18 protein-coding genes are annotated in these 20,955 nt (G+C 72.1%); 7 read left to right on the top strand and 11 right to left on the bottom strand.

Going from position 1 to position 20,955, the window contains the following annotated elements; all coding sequences use genetic code 11:
- Positions 1-9 precede the first annotated feature (9 nt).
- The 3 genes from ACZ7OU_RS22740 to ACZ7OU_RS22730 are packed head-to-tail and all read left to right on the top strand — an operon-like array spanning position 10 to position 2,171.
- Positions 10-468, top strand: a complete 459-nt coding sequence (locus ACZ7OU_RS22740; protein WP_470256567.1) for a MarR family winged helix-turn-helix transcriptional regulator — start codon at positions 10-12, stop codon at positions 466-468.
- Positions 465-1,853, top strand: a complete 1,389-nt coding sequence (locus ACZ7OU_RS22735) for an MFS transporter (protein WP_470256566.1) — start codon at positions 465-467, stop codon at positions 1,851-1,853. The genes ACZ7OU_RS22740 and ACZ7OU_RS22735 overlap by 4 nt, the downstream gene beginning before the upstream one ends.
- A gap of 24 nt (positions 1,854-1,877) precedes the next feature.
- A complete protein-coding gene (locus tag ACZ7OU_RS22730) occupies positions 1,878-2,171 on the top strand; it encodes a DUF1330 domain-containing protein (protein ID WP_470256565.1) in 294 nt (97 codons plus the stop codon).
- A 112-nt stretch (positions 2,172-2,283) separates the two neighbouring features.
- On the opposite strand, the gene ACZ7OU_RS22725 is transcribed toward ACZ7OU_RS22730, so the two are convergent.
- The 9 genes from ACZ7OU_RS22725 to ACZ7OU_RS22685 all read right to left on the bottom strand — a co-directional run bounded on the left by ACZ7OU_RS22725 (position 2,284) and on the right by ACZ7OU_RS22685 (position 12,310).
- Positions 2,284-3,555: an FAD-dependent oxidoreductase gene (locus ACZ7OU_RS22725; protein WP_470256564.1), complete on the bottom strand. Its 1,272-nt coding sequence runs from the start codon at positions 3,553-3,555 to the stop codon at positions 2,284-2,286.
- Between the two features lie 186 nt (positions 3,556-3,741).
- On the bottom strand, positions 3,742-5,106 hold the full coding sequence (locus ACZ7OU_RS22720) for a DUF6351 family protein (RefSeq protein WP_470256563.1): 1,365 nt from the start codon (positions 5,104-5,106) through the stop codon (positions 3,742-3,744).
- A 28-nt stretch (positions 5,107-5,134) separates the two neighbouring features.
- Positions 5,135-6,358, bottom strand: a complete 1,224-nt coding sequence (locus ACZ7OU_RS22715; protein WP_470256562.1) for a 2-hydroxyacyl-CoA dehydratase — start codon at positions 6,356-6,358, stop codon at positions 5,135-5,137.
- Positions 6,355-7,371, bottom strand: a complete 1,017-nt coding sequence (locus tag ACZ7OU_RS22710) for a 2-hydroxyacyl-CoA dehydratase (RefSeq protein WP_470256561.1) — start codon at positions 7,369-7,371, stop codon at positions 6,355-6,357. The genes ACZ7OU_RS22715 and ACZ7OU_RS22710 overlap by 4 nt, the downstream gene beginning before the upstream one ends.
- The gene (locus ACZ7OU_RS22705; protein WP_470256560.1) at positions 7,368-8,606 is read right to left on the bottom strand and encodes a CaiB/BaiF CoA transferase family protein; all 1,239 of its coding nucleotides are present in this window, start codon (positions 8,604-8,606) and stop codon (positions 7,368-7,370) included. The genes ACZ7OU_RS22710 and ACZ7OU_RS22705 overlap by 4 nt, the downstream gene beginning before the upstream one ends.
- Complete coding sequence (locus tag ACZ7OU_RS22700; protein WP_470256559.1) at positions 8,603-9,742, bottom strand: CapA family protein; 1,140 nt, start codon at positions 9,740-9,742, stop codon at positions 8,603-8,605. Before ACZ7OU_RS22700 ends, ACZ7OU_RS22705 begins: the two co-directional genes overlap by 4 nt.
- A complete protein-coding gene (locus ACZ7OU_RS22695; protein ID WP_470256558.1) occupies positions 9,739-10,524 on the bottom strand; it encodes an amino acid ABC transporter ATP-binding protein in 786 nt (261 codons plus the stop codon). The genes ACZ7OU_RS22700 and ACZ7OU_RS22695 overlap by 4 nt, the downstream gene beginning before the upstream one ends.
- Positions 10,521-11,396 (bottom strand): amino acid ABC transporter permease, encoded by an 876-nt coding sequence (locus ACZ7OU_RS22690; protein ID WP_470256557.1) that lies wholly within the window; start codon positions 11,394-11,396, stop codon positions 10,521-10,523. Before ACZ7OU_RS22690 ends, ACZ7OU_RS22695 begins: the two co-directional genes overlap by 4 nt.
- Entirely contained in the window at positions 11,393-12,310 is a 918-nt protein-coding gene (locus tag ACZ7OU_RS22685; protein WP_470256556.1) for a transporter substrate-binding domain-containing protein, read from the bottom strand. The genes ACZ7OU_RS22690 and ACZ7OU_RS22685 overlap by 4 nt, the downstream gene beginning before the upstream one ends.
- Before the next feature lie 119 nt (positions 12,311-12,429).
- Between ACZ7OU_RS22685 and ACZ7OU_RS22680 the strand changes: the two genes are divergently transcribed.
- Positions 12,430-13,446: a PaaX family transcriptional regulator gene (locus ACZ7OU_RS22680; protein ID WP_470256555.1), complete on the top strand. Its 1,017-nt coding sequence runs from the start codon at positions 12,430-12,432 to the stop codon at positions 13,444-13,446.
- A 138-nt stretch (positions 13,447-13,584) separates the two neighbouring features.
- Entirely contained in the window at positions 13,585-14,964 is a 1,380-nt protein-coding gene (locus ACZ7OU_RS22675) for a glycoside hydrolase family 10 protein (RefSeq protein ID WP_470256554.1), read from the top strand.
- A 118-nt stretch (positions 14,965-15,082) separates the two neighbouring features.
- On the opposite strand, the gene ACZ7OU_RS22670 is transcribed toward ACZ7OU_RS22675, so the two are convergent.
- Positions 15,083-15,898: a MerR family transcriptional regulator gene (locus ACZ7OU_RS22670; RefSeq protein ID WP_470256553.1), complete on the bottom strand. Its 816-nt coding sequence runs from the start codon at positions 15,896-15,898 to the stop codon at positions 15,083-15,085.
- Between the two features lie 62 nt (positions 15,899-15,960).
- On the opposite strand from ACZ7OU_RS22670, the gene ACZ7OU_RS22665 reads away from it, so the two are divergent.
- Positions 15,961-16,302: a nuclear transport factor 2 family protein gene (locus tag ACZ7OU_RS22665; protein ID WP_470238125.1), complete on the top strand. Its 342-nt coding sequence runs from the start codon at positions 15,961-15,963 to the stop codon at positions 16,300-16,302.
- A 102-nt stretch (positions 16,303-16,404) separates the two neighbouring features.
- Entirely contained in the window at positions 16,405-19,866 is a 3,462-nt protein-coding gene (locus tag ACZ7OU_RS22660) for a ricin-type beta-trefoil lectin domain protein (protein WP_470256552.1), read from the top strand.
- On the opposite strand, the gene ACZ7OU_RS22655 is transcribed toward ACZ7OU_RS22660, so the two are convergent.
- Positions 19,850-20,902 (bottom strand): NAD(P)-dependent alcohol dehydrogenase, encoded by a 1,053-nt coding sequence (locus ACZ7OU_RS22655; protein ID WP_470256551.1) that lies wholly within the window; start codon positions 20,900-20,902, stop codon positions 19,850-19,852. The two genes, ACZ7OU_RS22660 and ACZ7OU_RS22655, sit on opposite strands and share 17 nt — an antisense overlap.
- Between the last annotated feature and the right edge of the window lie 53 nt (positions 20,903-20,955).

Here is a 20,955-nt window from a genome sequence, read left to right as displayed (position 1 = left end):
GCTTCGGGCATGAGCCGTCGAGACACCGCCCCGGGCGCGTCCGCCGCCATCGGGGCGGCCCTCTACGGCCTGGCCACCAGGGCCGCGCGACGTCTGCCCCGGGACATGAGCCTGACCTCCGCCGCCACCCTGGCCACCCTCGACCGGACCGGACCGCGGCGGATCACCGATCTGGCCGCCGTCGAGGGTGTCACCCAGCCCGCGATGACCACCCTCGTCCGGGTGATGGAGGAGGCCGGCCTGGTCGAGCGGCGGGGTGACACGTCCGACAAGCGGGTCACGCTCGTGTGCCTGACCGAGGCCGGCGCCTCCTATGTCCGGACGCGGCGCCAGGCGGGCGTCGGCGCGTTCGAGCAGTTGATCGGCGAGCTCACCGGCGACGAGGTCGAGGCGCTGGTGGCGGCCCTTCCGGCGCTGAAGCACCTGGCCGAGCTCGAAAGCCAGGACCGCGAAGGGCCGAAGCAGTGACCAGGGGCGCGGTGAAGACGCGGCTGCTGGTCCCCGCCCTGATCTTCATCGCCCTGGTCGTGGCGGCGGTCGCCAGCCTCGGGACGCCGCTCATCACCAGCGTGGCGACCACCTTCCACGTCTCGCTCGGCAGCGCGCAGTGGACGCTGACCATCGCGCTGCTCAGCGGCGCCGTCGCCACCCCCGTCCTCGGCCGGCTCGGCGCCGGTCCGCACCGGCGGGCCACGATCCTCGCCACGCTGGCGATCGTGGTCGCCGGCAGCGCGCTCACCGTGCTGCCGCTACCGTTCGCTTGGCTGCTGGCCGGCCGGGCGGCACAGGGCATCGGACTCGGTCTCACGGCGCTGATGATGGGCGTGGCCCGCGACCACCTCCCCGAGGAGCGCGGCGCGGCCACGATCGCCCTGATCTCGGTGGTTTCCATCATCGGAGCCGGCGTCGGCTACCCACTGGCCGCGCTGCTCGCCGAGTTCGGCGGACTGCGGGCCGCCTACGGCCTCGGCCTGCTCGTCACCGCCGCCGCCCTCCTGACCGCGTGGCGCTCCATGCCCGAAGCCCCCGAAGGCCGCTCCGCCCGCGTGGACGTTCCCGGCGCGGTCGTCCTGGCCGCCGCGCTGCTGCTGGTGCTGTTCCTCGCCGGCGAGCGGGATCTGTGGAGCCGGCACCTCGCCGCGGCGGCGGGCCTCGCCGTCGTCGCGGTGGTGCTGCTCGGCGTCTGGGCCGTCATCGAGCTGCGCAGCACGACACCCCTGGTCGACCTGCGGGCGGTGCGGCACCCGGCGGTCGCCGGGGCGAACCTCGCCATGTTCGTCGGCGGGATCGGCATGTACCTCCTGCTCACGCTCATCACCCGCTACGCGCAGACGCCGCACAGCGCCGGCTACGGCTTCGGGCTGACGACCTTCGTCGCCGGGCTGGTCCTCATCCCGTTCTCGGTGCTGGGGTTCGTCGCCGGCAAGCTCACGCCGCGGGTCCGGACGCGGGTCGCCGACCCCTTGCTCCTGGCCGGCAGCGCCGTCGTGGTCGGCGGCGGGTTCGCGCTGTTCGCGGTGGCCCGGTCGGACCTGGCCGAACTGTTCGTCGCGATGGGCGTGCTCGGCCTCGGCGTCGGCGGCTTCTCGGCCGCGATGCCCGGCGTCATCCTGGCCGTCACCCCCAAAAGCGAGACGTCGAGCGCCATGAGCTTCAACTACGTCGTCCGCAGCGTCGGCTACTCCCTGGGCAGCGCCATCGGCGGCCTCATCCTCGCCGGCGGCCCCGGCCACCTCTTCCCCGACGACAGCGCCTACACCACCGCGGCGCTGGTCGGCATCGCCGCGATGACGATCACGACGCTGACGAGCCTCGCGCTCGCCCGCCGGCGCCCGTCCGAGACCCACCGTTAAGGTCATCCCGACACTGGAGGTTCCATGCCCAAGGGCTACTGGGTCAGCGCTTACCGCTCCATTTCGGACCCGGAGAAGCTGGCTGCCTACAACAAACTGGCCGCTCTGGCCGTCAAGGCCGGGGGCGGCCGGGTCCTCGCCCGCGACGGCCGGGTCGTCGCGTACGAAGCCGGCATCGCCGGGCGCACCATCCTGATCGAGTTCGACAGCTTCGAGCAGGCCGTCGCGGCGCGCGAGAGCGCGGCCTACCAGGAGGCGCTGGCCGCACTCGGCGACGGCGCCGAGCGCGACTTCCGCATCATCGAAGGCCTCGACTGACCGAGTTCCCGAGGGCCGGATCCCGCGGCACGTCATTCCGGTGACGGCGACGGGCGTGCCGCGGCCACCTCGCGCGAGGGTCTCGGTCGCCTTCGCGCCCCGTCGTCCGAACCTACGTCGTCGGAGCGGCGAACCGATCTCCCTCGGTTTCCGCGCGGCGGGCGAACACCGGTGCTCGCTCGGGGCGCACTCCCACCCCGACGAGGTACACCGCCAGCGTGCCTAGAACCGGCCACCGCTGGGCCGCGGTCAAGATCCGGCCCGGCGGACCGGCCGCCCCGCCGGACTTGATCGGTCCGGCGAGGTCGGCGTGCATGATGCGCTGCAGCGTCTGGATCACCAGCAACGACGGCAAGCGGCGGCGCCGTACGCGAGCGAGGTCGGCGCCGCCGACCGCGCCCCGGCGCAAGGGCCCGGCCAGCACCCTCGCGCTAGCGACGGCGTCCTGGACCGCGAGGTTGATGCCCATACCTCCCACCGGAGACATGGCATGGGCGGCGTCCCCGATGCAAAGCAGGCCCTCGACGTGCCACCGGCGCACCCGGTCGAGCCGGACGTCGAGGTGTTTGACGTCGTCCATCGAGGCCAGCTCGCCGACGCGGTCGGCGTACTCCGGGAGGAGTTCCGCCACGTCACGGCGGAACGCGGCTATTCCGCGGGCGCGCAACCGGCTGTCGGTGCCCTTCCGCGCGACATAACCGATCTGGAAGTAATCCTCGCGAGGGATGACGAACGCGAACCGTCCCCGGCCCGGCCGCCGGGTCAGCCGGCCGACCTGCTCGCCGTCGCGGCGCGAGAGCTGGAACCACCAGGTGTCGAACGGAACTTCGAACTCGGTGACGCCCAGCCCGGCCGCCGCGCGCAGCACCGAGTTCCGGCCGTCGCAGGCCACCGTGAGATCGGCCCGGATCTCCCGGTCGACCTGTTCACCCTTCGTGCGGTACCGGACCCCGGCGACCCGGCCGCGCTCGCGGATGAGCGAGGTCGCCGTGGCGCTCATCTCGAGCCGGAACCCGGGCTCCGCCTTCGCTGCGTCGGCGAGCAGGTCCAGCAGGTTCCACTGCGGAACGATCGCCACGTACGGATGCGGGACTCCCCACTTGCGCAACGCGGCGAAGTCACCGATCGTCCGCACGCCCCCGTGCCCGTCGGGCAGGACGACCTCGGTGATCCTGGTCTGCGGCAACCGCGCGAACCGCTGCCCCAGCCCCAGCTCGTCGAGCAGCCGCAGGGTCGCCGGGTGCACGGTGTCACCGCGGAAGTCGTGCAGGAAGTCCTCGTGCTTCTCGAGCACCGTGACCTCGACCCCGGCTCTCGCAAGCAGCAGTCCGAGCACCAGTCCCGCCGGACCGCCTCCCACAACACAGCACGTCGTCCGCCCCACGGCGCCCCCGCCCCCTCGTCGATCATCCGGCGATCGCGCGAGCGGCAACCGGATGGTGTCGTCCCCGGCATACACCCGACCGCGGCGGGCTTGGGACGGCGAAGCGGCCGAGGGGTCTTCGGGGCAGGTTTGTCGCCCGAACGTCCGCACTATCGAGCACTGGAACGTGGTCACAGCGGCGACGAATCAAGACGGGTACATCCGGTTGAACCGCGGCGGCGCGTAGGGCAGGTAGCGTCCTGGCCCGCCGTCCGCCTCGGCTGCCAGGCGGTTCAGCTCCCGGGGTGTGGTTTCGGGCCAGTGCCCGGTGCGCAGCCGGGTCAGGGTCCGGTCGATCGCCGCCTGTTGTTCGCCCGTCGTGTACGTGCAGTGCCCGGCCGTCCGGACGTACGTCTGCCGGAGCAGGGACGCGTTGCCCGCGCGGTCGACCAGAGCGCCGTAGGACTGCTGCTGGGCGACGGTCGAGATCTGGTCGCCCGTGCCGTTGACCGTGAGCACCGGAATCCGCAGTTCGCCTGTGAACACGATGCCCCGCTCGAGGTAGCGGACCGCCGCGGGATCCGCGGACACGCGGGGTTCGGCGGCGAGCCGGGCGAGGTCGGCACGGAGGTCGAGCCCCGCGCGCTCGTACAGCCGCCGCACGGTGTTCTGCCGGCTCGGTTCGGCCTTCGTGAGCTGGCGCGCGTAGTCGACTCCCGTGTTCCACGACGGGTTCCCGCCCGCCAGCTGCTCGATCGCCCGGCGGCTGCTGACCGCCTGCCCGAGGTACGGCAGCGGACCACCCGCGAGCGCCAGGAACATCCCCTGCTCGACGCCGTCGGCGTCGTGCTCGGCCGGGACCGGGGTCGGCGTGCCGTCGGCGGCCAGGCCCCAGCCCGGCAGCTGGCCGATCGCCGCCGCGAGGGCGATCCGCGCCTTGCCCGCCGCCGTCGCCTGGGCCGACGTCACCGCCGAGATCCACCGCTGCTGGTTCCCTGGGACATCGGCCGGGATGCCGGTCACGGGGAGCGCCGTGTCGCGGAACAGCAGGGTCTTGAGCGTGAAGACGGTGTCGAGCTTCTGGTTCCACTGCCCCACCGCGCCGCCGAGGCCGCCGCACATCGGGACGGCGGCGTCGAACCGCCCGGGGTGCACCTGCGCGACCCCGGCGGCGACCATCCCGCCCATCGAGCGGCCTTCGGCGATCGCGTACCGGGCCGGGCCGAACGCGGTCTCGAAGCGCCCGAGCGCCGCGGCCTGGTTGTCGATGGCTTGCGCGATGTTCCAGCCGGTCACCGTGCGCGTGGTGCCGCCCACCGCGTACCCGCGCCCGAGGAGGCTCGCGGTGAGCGCGCTCGACAGGCCGCCCGCGGCGAAGTCGAGGTCCACCAGCACCGCGCCGTTCCACCGGGCGGGTTTGGCGAAGGCGTAGGGCGTGCCGTCGGTCAGCTGCCCGTCGACGCACCTCGCCGAGCCCGGGCAGGGTGGTCCGGCGTCGGCCGCGTGGGCGGTGGCGGGGAGACCGGCGGCGAGGACCACAGCCGCGGCCAGCACGGTGATTCGGGTACCCATGAGGTCCTTTCCGGACAGTCAGGTCAGATCAGATCAGGTTGTCGAGCCACGCGGTCATCCGCGCGGTCAGGCTGTCGCCCGTGCGGGCGTCGACGTTGTCGGCGTGCAGCTCCAGCACCGGGATGCCCGCGGCGCGCAGGGCCCGGGTGGTGAAGTAGCTGCCGCGCGCGTCGTCGGAGACGAGGTGCACGACGCCGTCGACGCCGTGGTGCCGCGCCTCCTTGACGTACCACTCGGCCGACCACGGCGGGGTGTACAGCTGGTCGCCGAAGGCGGCGAAACGGGCGGCGAGGGCCCGAAGCGGGTCGTCGCCGTAGCGCAGGTAGCCGTCCGCGGCGATGGCCAGGTACATCGACCACACGAAGACCGCGCCGTGCGACCGCTGGAACCGCTGGTAGAACTCGAGGTCGAACCACAGCCCGCGACCGACCCACATCAGCCGCAGCCGCTCGTCCGGGCACGCCGCGACGCCGGCGTCGATCCGGTCGCGCACCTCGTCGTGGAACGCGCGCGCCGCGTCCCGCGCCCATGCGGTGCCGCGGTGCCACTGGGGCACCATGACGCTCGGGATGCCGTCGGTGACCGCGATCGGGCACGGCCGGGCGGCCGCGATCAGGTCGCGGGTGCGGCGGTTCCACTCCTGCTGCTCGTTGACCAGGTCCAGGACCTCGCGGAACCGGGTCTCGGAGAACGCCAGGCCGGTGGTCTGCTCGAGGAACCGGATCAGCCCGGTCAGCTCGCCGGTCAGCAGGTCGAGCCGGTCACTCCCGATGGCCTCCTCCCAGCGGTGGGGCATGAGCTCCCACCACCGCTCGGGGACCGTGTCCTCCGCCGCGCTTTCCAAGGCGTAGTAGGTGACATCGGGTTGCGCGTCCCAGACGTCGAAGATCTTGCGGGACGCGTCGCCGGTCGTCTCGCCGAGCACGATCGACGGCTTCGGCAGGCCACCCCACGGCGCCTGATCGGGATCGTCCTCGAACGCCGACGCCAGCGAAGTGGCGCTGTACTGCTCGATGTAGTCGGGGTAGCCGCGGTCGCGCAGCAGGCCGAGGTAGCGCTGGGTCTGCCGTTTCGCCGCGACGATCGAGGCCCACCACTGGTTGACGACGTACGGGATCCCCATCGTGCGGAAGATCTCCTGCGGCGCGTCCGCGTTGACCAGCGCCAGCGGACCACCCTCGTCGCGCACCCGGGCGAACCACTCGCGCTGGTAGGCGGTCGCCGTGGTCGCCGACGCCAGCCGGGCGGTCATGCCGCCGCTCCGGCCGGGACCAGCGCGGCCAGCGCCTCGGGAGTCAGTTCGCCGTACGGCTGACGCTCCGCCAGGACCGCGCGCAGACCCGTCGCGGCGCGCTGCTCCGGGAAGTCCCACGGCGGCGCGTCGTCGTTCACGCGCGCGTACGAGAAGAGCACCTCCGCTCCACAAGCGCGAGCGGCCGCGGCGGTGTGCGCCGCGCGCTGCCGGATCGACGCGCGCGGCGCGGCCGGGCCGTTGTGCTGGTACCGCTCGGCCAGCGCGAGTTCCGTCGGCGCCGCGCACGTGCGCGCGAACAGCAGCTCGCCCCAGTCGTGGTCCTCCCCCACGACCAGGAAACCGTGGCGCTCCAGCGTTTCGTACACGCCCGGGCAGTCGTGGGAACTCCCGGTGAGGAACAGCCGCACCCCCGCGGTCTCGCGCGGATCGGCCGGCACGCCGTCGACGAGCGCGAGGGCGTCGGCGACCGGCAGCGCAGTGGTCTTGGCGACGACCTCGAGGAACCGGGTGCCGCTCAGCCGGTTCGCCCGGCGCAGGCCGGCGAGCCGGGTGAGCGACCGCCGGAGGGTGTCGTGCGCGGTGATGGCGGCGGCGAGGTCGTCGTCGCCGATGGGGTGCCAGCGGCCCAGCCACTCGCGCAGCCGCGCGATCTTCGCGTGGACGTACCGCGTGGTCGTGTGGTGCGGCAGGTGCAGGACGTCCACCAGCCGCACCGGCGGCAACCCCAGCGCCGGCTCGACCCGGTGCAGCTCCCGCAAGGCGTAGAACAGCCGCAAGGACGCTTCGCAGTCGCGGGAGACGACGATGGCTTCGAGCGGCCCGTAGTCGCCGGTGAGGATCCGCGTCAGGATCGACCGGGCTACCGGGTCCACCCCGCGACCGAGGTAGCGGTCGCCGGGCGCGTGGTTCCCGCCCGGCTGCCCGGTCAGCCGCAGCGGCAGCATGCCCGCCGCGGTGATCAGCTCGACCGGCACGTCCGCGCCGACGTACCCGATGACCGGGGCGCTCAAATCACGGCCTCCGACACCAGCTCCGCCAGCTGCTCTTCGGTGTAGCCGAGCAGTTCGCGGTAGACGTGCTCGTTGTGCTCCCCCAGCCCCGGCGCGGGCCGGTCGAGGGAGGCGCGGGCGGCGGAGAACCGGATCGGCACCCCGGTGCCGGCCAGGTCGGCGACGTCCCCGTGGCGCGGGTGCCGCAGCGGCACGACCTCCTCACGCGCCAGGACCAGCGGATCCCGCACCGCGTCACGCGGTTCCCGGACTTCCGCGGCCGGGACGCCTTCGGCGGTGAACGCGGCGAGGATCTCGGCCAGCGGCCGCACCCGGCACCACTCGCGGATGAGGTCGTGCAGCTCGTCGGCGGCGCCGACCCGCTGGTCGCGCGTGCGGTAGCGGTCGTCCCCGGCCAGCTCCGGACGGCCGATCGCCCGGAGGACCCCGTGCGCGAACGCGTCGGTCGGCGCGCAGAGCGCGAGGTAGCCGTCGAGAGCGGGCAGGATCCCGAACGGCGCCAGCCGCGGCACCATCGACCCCGTCCGCTGGGGCAGGCCGACCGCGTCGAAGGCGTCGAACGGCTCGCACGCGACCAGCGAGGTCAGCGCGCCGAGCATCGACACGTCGACACGCTGACCCTCGCCGGTGTGCTCGGCCTGCAGCAGCGCCGACACCGTGCCGACCACGGCGAACAGCGGCGCCAGCAGGTCGCCGATCGGCAGGCCGAAGCGGACCGGGCCTTCGTCCGGCTCTCCGGCGGTCATCATGACCCCGCTCAGCGCCTGGATGATCGAGTCCATCGCCTTGCCCGAGCCCGGGCCACCCTGGGCGCCGAACCCGCTGATCGAGGTGTAGACGAGACGCGGGTTGATCTCCCGGACGTCCTCGTAGGAGATGCCGAGCCGGTCGGTGACCCCCGGGCTGTAGTTCTCGACCAGCACGTCGGCGTCGCGGACGAGGTCGGTGAACACGGCGTGCGAGCGCGGGTTCTTCAGGTCGAGGGTGACGCTGAGCTTGTTGCGGCCGCGTAGCAGCATCGACACCGACAGGTCGTCCTCGTGCCGCCGGGCGAGGTTCAGCCCGTCGCGGCCGACGTAGGGCGCGTTGTTGCGGGACGAATCCCCGCCCGTGGCCGGGTTCTCGACCTTGATCACGGTCGCGCCGAGCCCGGCGAGCAGCAGGGTCGCGTACGGCCCGGCGAGCGCGGTCGTCAGGTCGATGACGGTGCGGCCGGCCAGTGGCTGGTCGGTCATGGGGAAACTCCCTCGGAAAGATCGATGAGCACTTCCGTGCCGCGGACGGTGAACCGGGTGTTGAGGCGGGCACCGCGGGTGATGTCCTCGACGTACTTCGCCACGGCGTCACCTTGCGGCGTACCGCCGACCGGCACCGGACGGCCGTGGACGTCGATCCAGCACGGGACGAAACCCGCCTCGCGCAGGCCGGTCTCGTCGAAGCGGCAGAAGGCGATGGCGGTGTTGCGGCTTTCGGGGTGGAACGGGAAGAACGGCATGTCCGGATCGGGCGCGAAGCCGTACAGCTTCGTCCGCCGCTCGGCCCAGGCGCGCAGCTCGTCCGCGCCGACACCCGCTCCCGGCGTCAGCGCGTGGGTGACGGTGACGAAGTTGCCGAGCCCGTGGTAGATCGGCCGTCCTTTGTAGACCTCGACGCCGCGCATGATGTGCGGGTGGTGGGAGAACACCGCGTCGGCACCGGCGTCGACCGCCGCGCGCGCGACCGGGCCTTCGTACATCGCGACGACCACCGGGGTGTGCCCGACGCCCTTGTGCAGCGACACGAGCACGACGTCGACCTCGGTGCGCAGACCGCGGATGTCCTCGGCCATCGCCTCCAGGCTGTCGGGATCGGCGAAGGTGTAGATCTTCGGCGGGCCGCCCGGGCTCGCGTGGTCCAGCTCGTAGTGGGTGAGGACGTGGACGTACGCGCAGCCGGGCTTGCGGGAGGTCGCCCACGAGTCGCGCGGTCCGACGCAGTTGTAGGACAGCACGCCGATGCGCAGGCCGCCGCGGTCGACGATCGCCGGGCGCCGGGCCTGGGCGAGGTCCGGTCCGGCCCCGGCCGTCACCATCCCCGCCGCGCGGGAGTAGGCGATGGTGTCGGCCAGCCCGCCGTCACCGGCGTCGTAGACGTGGTTGCCCGCCAGCGTGACCACCGCGAAACCCGCGTCGGCCACCGCTTTCAGCGCCTCCGGGTCCGCCGGGGGCGCGGGGACGTCGGTGCTGCGCTGGACCGCGGTGGTCGAATGCGGCACCTCGACGTGCCCGATCGCCAGGTCCATCCCGCGCAGCACCCGCGCGGCCGGGGCGAGGAAGGACTCGGGGTCCGGCTCGTCCAGGATGAGGTCGCCGACGGCGCCGACAGTGATCACGAAGCACCCTCCTTTTCGGACAGATGACGGGACAGGAAGGCCCGCAGCCGGTCGGTCCGGGGCCGGGCGAACAGCTCGTCCGGCGGCCCCTCCTCGACGATCCGGCCCGCTTCCATGAACACGCACCGGTCGGCGACCTCGCGCGCGAAGGCCATCTCGTGGGTGACGACGACCATCGTCGTCCCGGCCGCCGCGAGGTTCCGCAGCACGGCCAGGACCTCGTCGACCAGCTCGGGGTCGAGCGCGCTGGTCGGCTCGTCGAACAGCATGACGCGCGGCCGGACCAGGACGGCCCGGGCGATGGCGACCCGCTGCTGCTGCCCGCCGGAGAGCTGCCGCGGGTAGTGGTCTTCGCGCCCGGCCAGGCCGATGCGCTCCAGCAGCTCACGCGCCTCCCGCTCCACAGTGGACCGGCTGCGCCCGTGGACGCGGATCGCCGCGTCGGTCACGTTGCGCAGCACGGTGAACTGCGGGAACAGGTTGAACTGCTGGAAGACCATGCTCATCCGGCGGCGCTGGGCGGCGACCCGCCGCTCGGTCAGGGCGCGCAGGCCGCCCGGCGAGCGCCGGTGGCCCAGCAGCTCGCCGTCGAGGTACATCGCCCCGCCGTCGATGGGCTCCAGCTGGTGGGCGCAGCGGACGAGCGTCGACTTGCCCGAGCCCGACGGCCCGATCACCACGACCGCTTCCCCTTCGTGCACGTCGAGGCTGACGCCCGCGAGCGCGGTCACCGGCCCGAACTCCTTGCGGACGTCGCTGATCCGCAGCACCGGCGCGGTCATCGGACCTCCCGGTGGCCGCGGGAGAACCGGCGCTCCAGCCGGCGCTGCCCCGCCGTCAGGACGGTGACCACGACCAGGTACCAGAAACAGGCGACCAGCAGCATCGGCACGATCTCGTAGGTGCGGTTGTAGATGACCTGCACCGCGTGCAGCAGGTCCGACATCGCGATGACCGACACCAGCGCGGTGCCCTTGAGCACGTTGATGAACTGGCTGCCCGCCGGCGGGATGATCACGCGCATCGCCTGCGGGAGCACGATCCGCAGCAGTGTCTGCCCCGGGGTGTAGCCCATCGCCCGGGCCGCGTCGCGCTGGCCGGGGTCGACCGACGAGACACCGGCGCGGAAGATCTCGGCCAGGTAGGCCGACTCGACCAGCGACAGGCCGATCACCGCGGCGGTCAGCGGGGTGATGACGGTGTTGGCGTCCCAGGTCCCGAACACCGGGCCGAAGGGGACACCGATCGACAGCTCGGGGAGCAGGTAGGCGAGGTTGAACCAGAAGATCAGCTGCACCAGCGGCGGGATGCCGCGGAACAGCCCCACCCACAGCGTCGCGACCCAGCGAGCGGGCCCGAACCCGCTCAGCTGCATCGCCGCGACCACCCCGCCGGCCAGCGAACCGAGGACCATCGCCGCGACCGCGAGCAGCACCGTCGTGCCCAGGCCCGCCATGACGCTCTTCTCGAAGAGGTACTTCGCCACGACGTCCCACTGGAACCGGGGGTTGCCGGCCAGGAAGACGACCAGCTGCGCGACGAGCACGACCAATACGAGCACGAACAGCCAGCGCAGCGGGCGGAACCGCCCGCGTGCCGAGGCGACGTCGTCACCGGCCGTCGTCGTCTCCTCCACAGTGGACATCGCGGTCATTTCGCGGAGGCCGCGTCGAACAGGGGTTTCGGGACCGTGACGTCGTCCAGGCCCCACTGGTGCATGATCCGCGTGTAGGTGCCGTTGCGGAACAGCTCCTCGAAGGCCTTCTGCAGCACCGGGCCGAGCTTGCCGGCCTTCGGGGTGTACAGCGCGAGGTTGTCCTTCGTGGCGCCCTGCTCCTCGGTCTGCGTCACGTACTCGTACTGCCCCTTCTGCTGGGTGGTCACGTCGATCGCCGCGGCCTGGGTCATCCCGGCGGCGTCGGCCCGGCCGGACTTGGCGGCGAGCAGGGTGGCGTTCGTGTCGTCGAGCCCGACCACCTGCACGGCCGCACGCTGTTCGCGTTCGCAGAAGGTGGACAGCTTGGCGAGCTGGTCCTCCACGACGCTCGCGGTGACCACCGCGACGCGCTTGCCGCACAGGTCGGCGGCCAGCTTGATGCCGGCGGCGGAGCCCGCGGGGATCACGTACGAGGTCCGGGTGGTCATCCACGTGACGGTGTCGAACTGCTTCTCGCGTTCGGCGGTGGCCTTGACGGGCCCGTTGAAGGCCTCGTAGCGACCGCTGAGCATGCCCTGCAGCGCGGCCGGGAGACCGCTGACGACGGCGGTTTCCGTGCGCACGCCCAGGAGCTGGCCGAGCGCCTGCTGGAAGTCGTGGTCGATGCCGGTGACCGTCTTGCCGTCCGGGCCGACGGTGCGGTACGGCGGGTGGGAGTCGCCGGCGAACCGGAGGACACCCGAATCCTTGACCGCCTGCGGCAGCTGGTCGTGCAACGTCGCGTCGGCGGTCAGGGCCGCGGCCGTGGGCGCCGAGGCCGCGCCGTCGTCGACCGTGCAGCCGGCCAGTGCGAGTCCGGCGGCGACCGCGGCGAGTGTGCTTCGACGCCATTGGCGAAGTGAGAAACCCATGTCGGTTACTTCCTGCGGAAGGCAATAGGTTGCTAATCGGGTGCCGATCGTCGCATGATGTGTCGCGTGATTCAACCCCTCGATGCGACCGGCCGGACCGCACTGACACCATGGAGGCCATGGACACCGGCGGTGGGCACGCGATGACAGCGACACCCTCGGGCCCGCTCCCTCGCTCCCAGCAGGGAGCCGAACCCCAGCTGCTGCTGACGTCGCTGCTCGGCGACTTCTGGTACTGGCGCGACGAGCACATCCCGTCGGCCGCACTGGTGGAGCTGCTCGGCGAGTTCGACATCAGCCCGGCGAGCGCGCGGGCGGCGATCCGCCGCCTCGCCGCCCGCGGGCTGCTCACCGTGTCGCGCAGCGGGCGGACGACGGCGTACGGCATCCCCGCGCGCACGTCCGAGGTGATCATCGAGCGCACCCAGCGGATGCTGACCTTCGGCACGACCGCACCCGAGTGGGACGGGCAGTGGACCGTGGTCGCGTTCTCCGTGCCGGAACAGGACCGCGGGCTGCGCACGACGCTGCGTTCACGGCTGCGGGTCCTGCGCTTCGCCGCCCTCTACGACGGGGTGTGGGTCAGCCCGCACGACCTGACCGGCCCCGCGCTCACCGCGCTGCGGGAGCTCGATCTCCGCAGCGCGACGGTCTTCCGCGCCACCGAGGTCCCCGGCGACGCCGCCGGCCCGGTCGCGGCGTTCGACCTCGAGCCCCTCGCCCGGGAGTACGACCGGTTCGTCGAACGCTACGAAGAGGTGCTCACCGGCCTGGACGCCGGCCTGATCAGCCCGGCGCAGGCGCTGCGCACCCGTACCGAGCTGCGGGTGGACTGGCGCCGGTTCCCCGAGACCGACCCCGATCTGCCCGCCGAACTGCTGCCGGCCGACTGGGCCCGCGACCGCGCGCAGAAGGTCTTCCTCCAGATCTACGACCGCCTCGGCCCGCTCGCCGAGCTCCGGTTCCGGCAGGTGCTGGCCGCCACCGACCCCGCGCTGGCCGAGTTCGCCACCCACCACGACTCGGTCAAGGTGGCCGCGTTGTTCGCCGCCATGGGCGATCGCCACCCGGTGGGCGACACCCCGTTCGAGCAGGCCGCCGAAGCCCGCCGCCTGGACGACGCGCGTCGCGGATAAGGGCGGCAGTTCCCCCTTCGTTCGCGCGGGCACATGGGCTCGAAAGTCGATCGAAACTCTTTGCGGCCCGGCGATGCACCGTGTTCTTCTGCTGACGGTAAGCAACTTTGTCGACGCGTGCTGTTAAGGAGACCACCGATGGCAGGAAGTTCGCCGGGCCCGCGCAGGTGGTGGCGGTCGCCCGCCACCCGGGCACTGGCCGGAGTGGCCACCGTGGCCGCGACAGCCGCTGTTCTGATCACCGCACCGGGCGCCGATGCCGCGGCCAGCACGCTCGGAGCCGCGGCCGCGCAGTCCGGCCGGTACTTCGGCACCGCGATCGCCGCGAGCAAGCTCGGCAACTCGGCCTACACCACGATCGCGGCCCGTGAGTTCAACATGGTGACGCCCGAGAACGAGATGAAGCCCGACGCGACCGAGCCGAACCAGAACCAGTTCAACTTCTCGTCCGGCGACCAGATCTACAACTGGGCCGTCAGCCACGGCGCCAAGGTCCGCGGCCACACCCTCGCCTGGCACGCCCAGCAGCCGGGCTGGATGCAGAACATGGGCGGCAGCAACCTCCGCAACGCCATGATCAACCACATCCAGAAGGTGATGGCCCACTACCAGGGCAAACTCGCCTATTGGGACGTCGTCAACGAAGCCTTCAACGAGGACGGCAGCCGCCGCTCGTCCAACCTGCAGAGCACCGGCAACGACTGGATCGAGGTCGCGTTCAAGACCGCCCGCGCGGCCGACCCGTCGACCAAGCTCTGCTACAACGACTACAACATCGACAACTGGAACTACGGCAAGACCCAGGGCGTGTACAACATGGTGCGGGACTTCAAGTCCCGCGGCGTCCCGATCGACTGCGTCGGCCTGCAGGCCCACTTCACCGGCGGCAGCTCGGTCCCGAGCAGCCTGCAGACGACGATCTCCAGCTTCGCGGCGCTCGGCGTCGACGTGGCACTGACCGAGGTCGACGTCACGAACGCGTCCACGTCGCAGTACGCGGCGCTGACCCAGGCGTGCATGAACGTCGCGCGCTGCGTCGGCATCACGGTGTGGGGCGTGCGGGACAGCGACTCCTGGCGGTCCGGCGAGAGCCCGCTTCTGTTCGACGGCAACGGGAACAAGAAGTCCGCCTACAACTCGGTGCTGAACGTCCTCAACTCCGGTGGTGGCACCACCACGACACCGACGACGACACCGACGGGCACCACCACGCCGACCACGCCGACCACCCCGACCACGACACCGGGTGGCGGGAGCTGCACGGCCTCGCTGTCGGCGGGACAGTCGTGGAGTGACCGGTACAACCTCAACGTCTCGGTGAGCGGCGCCAGTGCGTGGACGGTCACCATGACCGTGCCGAGCCCGGCGCGGATCAGCGCGACCTGGAACATCAACGCGACGTGGCCCAGCAGTCAGGTCCTCGTCGCGACGCCCAACGGGAGCGGCAACAACTGGGGCGTCACCATTCAGCACAACGGGAACTGGAACTGGCCCAGCGTCAGCTGCAGCACCTCCTGAGGCACGGCAACACAAGTCGTCGCCGTCCCGTTCGCGAACCGGGAGCTTCGCGAACGGGACGGCGATGTCGACGGCCGGAATCCGTCGAACCCCTTCAATTCCGCTGGGCTCGCCGCGGTCAGGGCGAAGACGCGAGCCGGAACACCGGCCAGCCGATCTCGGTCCGCCAGCTCGCCGGATCGGGGTCGTCGCGCGGGCCGACGAGATACGTCTCGTGGACGGGGCCGGCCACGGTGAGGGCGTGGTCGATCACCCAGGCGCCGAGCCGGCCGTAGGTGACGTCGATGTCGTCGTGGGGTCCGGAATGGACGACGACGGCGAGTTCGGCGCCCGGGAGGTGCACGGGCCGCACCCGGCCGCGGGCCGGCGGCTCGGCGACCGGCCGGTGGACCAGGACCGCGCCCCGCCCGCCGGTGAACAGCTCGTTGGCGTAGCGGCCACCCGGCGGCCCGAGCGGGGGCAGGCCGGCGACCGCGGCGTCGAGCTCGGCCATCGCCTCGCCGAACCAGGACAGCACGTCGGCGTGGTCGACGACGCCCTCGACCGCGGCGACCGTCCTCGCCGCCACCGAGTGCAGCTCGACGTCCAGGCCGCCGTCGTCGGGACGCAGCAGCCGCCGCAACGACACCACCGCCGTCCGGGTCCGCTCCAGCTCCTCCTCCAGCCGCCGCAGGTGCCCGCCGACCAGGCCCGCTCGTTCCGCCGCGTCTTCGGTGGCGAGGATCTTGGCCACGTCGGCCAGGGGCACGTCCAGCTCCCGCAGCCGGTGGATGACCTGCGCGGCGGGGATCTGGTCCGCGGTGTAGTACCGGTAGCCGCTGGCGGGGTCGACCGACGCGGGCTCCAGCAGCCCGGACTCGTGGTACCGGCGCAGGGTCCGCACACTCAGGTGCGTCAGCTGCGCGAACTCGCCGATCGTCACTCCACGGGACACCCCACCACTGTGCACCCGCCTCGCTTGACCCTCTCCCCGGGGGAGGCCCCACCGTGGTCGGCATGACTGAAACGACAGAAACCCTGCCCGCGCTGATCACCGGCTACCTGACCGCCCACCAGGCTCGCGACCTCGACCCGGCGCTGGCCAGCTACACCGAGGACGCCGTCGTCACCGACGAAGGCAAGACCTACCGCGGCAAACCCGAGATCCGCGCCTGGCTTTCCCGCGCCGCGAGCGAGTACACGTACACCGCGACGCTCACCGCGGCCCACCGCGTCGACGACGAGCACTACGTCGCGGTCCACCACCTCGAGGGCAACTTCCCCGGCGGAGTCGCCGACCTGCAGTTCCGGTTCACGCTGGACGGGGACCGCATCGCCGAGCTGGTGATCGAACCGTGAGTGACCGGACGGTGCCTGCATTCGGCGGCTGACTTGTCCGGTGGACAACGTTGACAGTGGGTGCGGACGATCACCGGTCCGGAGCGTGGACGAGGAGTGCGCGTGATCCGATCACAGTCGACGAAGACGGTCCTCACGGTGGTGGCGATCCTGACCATGGCCGCGGCGCCCGCGGCCGCGCAGACCACCCCAGCCGTACAGGCGGACCAGGCCGTCGTCCAAGATGGCCACGCGCGGTTCCAGGTGCTGACCCCGACGCTGATCCGGCTCGAGTACGCCGGCGACGACCGGTTCCAGGACCAGGCCACCTTCACCGCCGTGAACCGGTCCTTCCCCGCGCCGGGCTACACGACCACGGTCAGCGGTGGCTACCGCGAGATCCGGACCGCGAGCCTGACGCTGCGGTACCGGCAGGGCAGTGGCCCGTTCACCCGGGACAACACCTCCGTCCAGCTCACGACGACGAACGTCACCGCCGCGCCGCTGTTCCCGTCCTACTGCGCCTTCGCGACGGCGTGCGAAGCCGAGAACAGCGTCCCAGGCGGCTCGGCGGCGACCGCCTACGACCACGCCGGGCGCACCGGATCCGGATTCCTGGCCGGATTCACCTCGGTCGGAGCGTCGCTCGCGCAAGACGTCTCGGCCGTGCCGTCGGCCGGGCAGTACAAGCTGACGGTCCGCTACGCGAACGCCCAGGGCGGCGACGGCCAGAACACCACCCGCACCCTGTCCACCACGGTCAACGGCGCTCCCGGCCCGCAGTTCACGCTGCCGGCCACGTCGTCGTGGGACACCTGGGCGACCGCGTCGGTGACCGTGCCCCTGAACGCCGGGACGAACTCCCTGCGCGTGGAACGGAAGTCCGGCGACTCCGGCAACGTCAACCTCGACAGCCTCGCCGTCACCACGGCCGCGGCCGGCTACCCCGCCGCCGACACGTCGCTGCTCACCACCGCCTACGGTGCGGGGCCGAAGTCGGTGCTGGGCGGCTGGGACCGCTCGCTGGACAACCCGGAAGCCGTCCCGACGCCGGAACACCCCGGCCTGCTCGACCGCGACGGCTGGTACCTGCTCGACGACACCCGCTCGGCCGTCCTCAACGCCGACCGCACGATCACGGACCGGGCGTCGCACGGCACGCAGCCCTACCAGGACGGGTACTTCTTCGGCTACGGCAAGAACTTCAAGCAGGGGCTCGCCGACCTCAACGCGCTCACCGGGGGCACCGCGCTGCTGCCGCGCTCGGCCTACGGCGTCTGGTTCTCCCGCTACTTCGCCTACTCGGACAACGACTACCGCACGAGCCTGCTGCCGAAGTTCCGCTCGACCTTCACCCCGATCGACTGGCTGGTCGTCGACACGGACTGGAAGTCGCCCTCGCAGTGGAACGGCTGGAACTGGAACTCCGCGCTCTTCCCCGACCCGCAAGGCTTCCTGAACTGGACCAAGCAGCAAGGTCTGGCCGTCTCGTTGAACGTCCACACGTCCATCGCGGGCAACGATCCGCGGTTCGCGGCCACGAACGCGACCGCGGGCGGTCTGATCCCCGACGGCGGGAACTACGTCTGGGACTGGTCGAAGCCGGCGCACCTGCGTTCCTACTTCGACCTGCACCAGCCGTTCGACGCCCAGGGCGTCCGGACGTGGTGGCTGGACTACTGCACGAGTTGCGGCCGTTCGACGGCGTCGGACCCGGGCGTCGCGCCGGACAACTTCATCAACCAGGCCTACGCCGACCACGCGGCCGCCCAGGGCCTGCGCGGCTTCTCCTTCGGGCGCATCGGCGGCGCCGAGCAGGGCGGCATCCACAGCAGCTACCCGCTCGGCCCGTGGTCGGAGCGCCGGAACACGCTGCAGTTCACCGGCGACACGCCGCTGAGCTGGGACATGCTCGCCTACGAAGCCCACTTCACGCCGGACGAGGCGGCCGCGGGGCTCAGCAACGTCAGCCACGACATCGGCAGCTTCCACGGCGGTCACCTGCCCGACGAGCTCTACGCGCGGTGGCTGCAGCTGGGGACGTTCCAGCCGGTCGACCGGCTGCACTCCGACCACGGCGACCGGCTGCCGTGGGACTACCCCGGCGCGGCGGGCGACAGCGCGGAGAAGTTCCTGCGCCTGCGGGAATCCCTCGTCCCGTACACCTACACCCTGGCGAAGCAGGCGAACCAGACCGGCGTGCCGATCACGCAGCCGCTCTACCTGAACTACCCGGACCAGGACGCGGCCTACACCCACCCGCAGGAATACCTCTACGGCGACAACGTCCTCGTCGCCCCGATCACCGCCGCGGGCGGGTCGGTGTCGGCGTGGATCCCGCCGGGCACCTGGACCGACTACTTCACCGGCACCGTCTACACCGGACCGTCGACGGCCACGATCACCAAGCCGCTGTCGGAGATGCCGGTCCTGGTCAAGGCCGGCGGCATCGTGCCGATGCGCACCAACTACGTCGACAACGCGGCCGCGCCGCTCGACCAGCTCACGCTGAACGTGACCGCGGGCGCCGACGGGACCTTCTCCCTCGACGAGGACTCGGGCGAGGGCGCCGGGGCGTCGTCGACCACCCGGTTCGGCTGGCAGGACTCGGCGAAGACCCTGACCGTCGACCCGGCGTCGGGGACCGCCCCGGCCCGGGCCTACACCCTCCGGCTGGCCAACTCCGCCGCGCCGACCGCCGTCTCCGTCGACGGCCAGCGGCTGCCGGAGACGGCGTGGGCGTACAACGCCCACTCCCGCACGGTCACGGTGACGACGGCGAGCCTTTCGTCGACCGCACGGCACACGGTGACGCTGACCGGCAGCGCCGCCGACAACCCCGCCGCGGGCCAGGTGTCCGGCCGCGGCGGGCTCTGCCTGGCCGTCCACAACGGACAGACGACCGACGGCACGGCGCTGGAGCTGGCCGCGTGCGACCACTCGGCGGGCCAGCAGCTCACCCCGCCCGCCGGCGGCGGCACGGTGCGCGTCCTCGGCAAGTGCCTCGACGTGGCCGGCGGCTCGACGGCCGCGGGGACGCCGATCCAGCTCTACACCTGCAACGGCACCGCCGCCCAGACGTGGCGCCTGACCGCGGCGGGCCAGCTGGTGAACTCCGGCCGCTGCCTCGCCGCGACGGCGGCCGGCGACGGCATGCGCCTCGCCGACTGCGCCACCACCAGCGACCAGACGTGGCAGTTCCCACCGGCGCCGCTGACCGGTCCGGCCGGGCTCTGCACCGACGTCGCCGACGCCTATCCCGCGTCGGGCTCGGCGGTGCAGCTGTACGGCTGCAACGGCACCGACGCGCAGCGGTGGAGCGCACCGGGCAACGGTTCCCTGCGGACGCTCGGGAAGTGCCTCGACGTCGTCAACGGCGCGACGGCAAACGCCACGCCCGTGCAGCTGTGGGACTGCAACGGTTCCGCCGCGCAGCAATGGACGTCGGCCTCGGACGGGACGCTGCGCAACGTCGGCTCGGGACGTTGCCTCGACGACCCGGACAACGCCGGCAAGCCGGGTGACCGGCTCCGGATCTTCGACTGCAACACGACGACCGCACAACGGTTCACGCTGGGGTCGTGACCCGGTCCAGGTCCGCCAGGTCCAGGACGAACCGGTAGCGGACGTCGTTGCGCCGCAACCGGTCCAGGGCCTCGTTGACCCGCGCCGACGGGAGGACCTCGACGTCCGCGGTGACGCCGTGTTCGGCGCAGAAGGCCAGCATGGCGGCGGTGGCGGGCAGGCCGCCGCTGCCGCCCGAGGTGAGCTTCTTGCGCCCCACCAGCAAGTCCATCGTCCGCACGGTCACCGGCCCGAGGTACCCGACCTGGCTGAGCGTTCCGTCCATGGCGACGAGGCCCAGGTACGGACCGAGGTCGTGCGGCACGGCGATGGTGTCGATGACGACGTCGAACCGATCCCGGGCGGCGGCCACCTGGTCCGCGTCGGTGGAGACGACGACACCGCCGGCACCCAGCCGGCGAGCGTCGGCGGCCTTGTCCGCCGTCCGGCTGACGACGGTCGTCTCCGCGCCCAGCGCCACGGCGAACTTGACCGCCAGGTGCCCGAGGCCCCCGAGCCCGGCGACGGCGACCCGCGTGCCCGGCCCCACGCCGAGGCTGTGCAGCGGCTCCCAGACGGTGATCCCGGCGCAGAGCAGCGGTGCCGCGGCGGCCGGGTCGAGCCCGGCGGGCAGGAGGTGGGTGAAGCGGTCGCGGACGACGTAGTCCCGCGTGTACCCACCCGACGTCGTCGAGCCGTCGCGGCGATCGGTGCCGCCGTAGGTGAGGGTCGGGAACTCGCGGCAGAAGTTCTCCTGCCCGGCTTCGCACATCACGCAGACCCCGCACGAGTCGACGATGTTGCCGACGGCGACCGCGTCACCGACGGCGAACCGCGTCACCTCGGTCCCGATCCCGGTCACCACGCCGGTGAACTCGTGGCCCGGCACGAGCAGGCCGCCGGAGTGGGCGTCGAGGGAGTGGAGGTCGGTGTGGCAGACCCCGCAGTACCCGACCCGGACCGCGACGTCGTCCGGCCGCAGGTCCCGTCGTTCGACCGGTACCTGCCGCAGCACCGGGTCTCCGCCGTCCGCTCCCCATCCCGTGGTCGTCCGCATCCCGGCTCCTCTTCAAACAGACTGTTCGGTCTATTTCACCGTAGGCACGGTCT

Source organism: Amycolatopsis sp. NPDC114505 (genome assembly GCF_055633615.1).
The sequence above is the reverse complement of the archived record's forward strand: the minus strand, read 5'-3'. Positions and strand labels throughout refer to the sequence as shown.

Excerpts from the sequence above, each read along its gene's own strand:
- ACZ7OU_RS22740 (WP_470256567.1), top strand. The coding sequence starts at position 10 with ATGAGCCGTCGAGACACCGCCCCGGGCGCGTCCGCCGCCATCGGGGCG.
- ACZ7OU_RS22730 (WP_470256565.1), top strand. The coding sequence starts at position 1,878 with ATGCCCAAGGGCTACTGGGTCAGCGCTTACCGCTCCATTTCGGACCCG.
- ACZ7OU_RS22720 (WP_470256563.1), bottom strand. The coding sequence starts at position 5,106 with ATGGGTACCCGAATCACCGTGCTGGCCGCGGCTGTGGTCCTCGCCGCC.
- ACZ7OU_RS22715 (WP_470256562.1), bottom strand. The coding sequence starts at position 6,358 with ATGACCGCCCGGCTGGCGTCGGCGACCACGGCGACCGCCTACCAGCGC.
- ACZ7OU_RS22705 (WP_470256560.1), bottom strand. The coding sequence starts at position 8,606 with ATGACCGACCAGCCACTGGCCGGCCGCACCGTCATCGACCTGACGACC.
- ACZ7OU_RS22695 (WP_470256558.1), bottom strand. The coding sequence starts at position 10,524 with ATGACCGCGCCGGTGCTGCGGATCAGCGACGTCCGCAAGGAGTTCGGG.
- ACZ7OU_RS22690 (WP_470256557.1), bottom strand. The coding sequence starts at position 11,396 with ATGACCGCGATGTCCACTGTGGAGGAGACGACGACGGCCGGTGACGAC.
- ACZ7OU_RS22685 (WP_470256556.1), bottom strand. The coding sequence starts at position 12,310 with ATGGGTTTCTCACTTCGCCAATGGCGTCGAAGCACACTCGCCGCGGTC.
- ACZ7OU_RS22680 (WP_470256555.1), top strand. The coding sequence starts at position 12,430 with ATGGACACCGGCGGTGGGCACGCGATGACAGCGACACCCTCGGGCCCG.
- ACZ7OU_RS22675 (WP_470256554.1), top strand. The coding sequence starts at position 13,585 with ATGGCAGGAAGTTCGCCGGGCCCGCGCAGGTGGTGGCGGTCGCCCGCC.
- ACZ7OU_RS22665 (WP_470238125.1), top strand. The coding sequence starts at position 15,961 with ATGACTGAAACGACAGAAACCCTGCCCGCGCTGATCACCGGCTACCTG.
- ACZ7OU_RS22655 (WP_470256551.1), bottom strand. The coding sequence starts at position 20,902 with ATGCGGACGACCACGGGATGGGGAGCGGACGGCGGAGACCCGGTGCTG.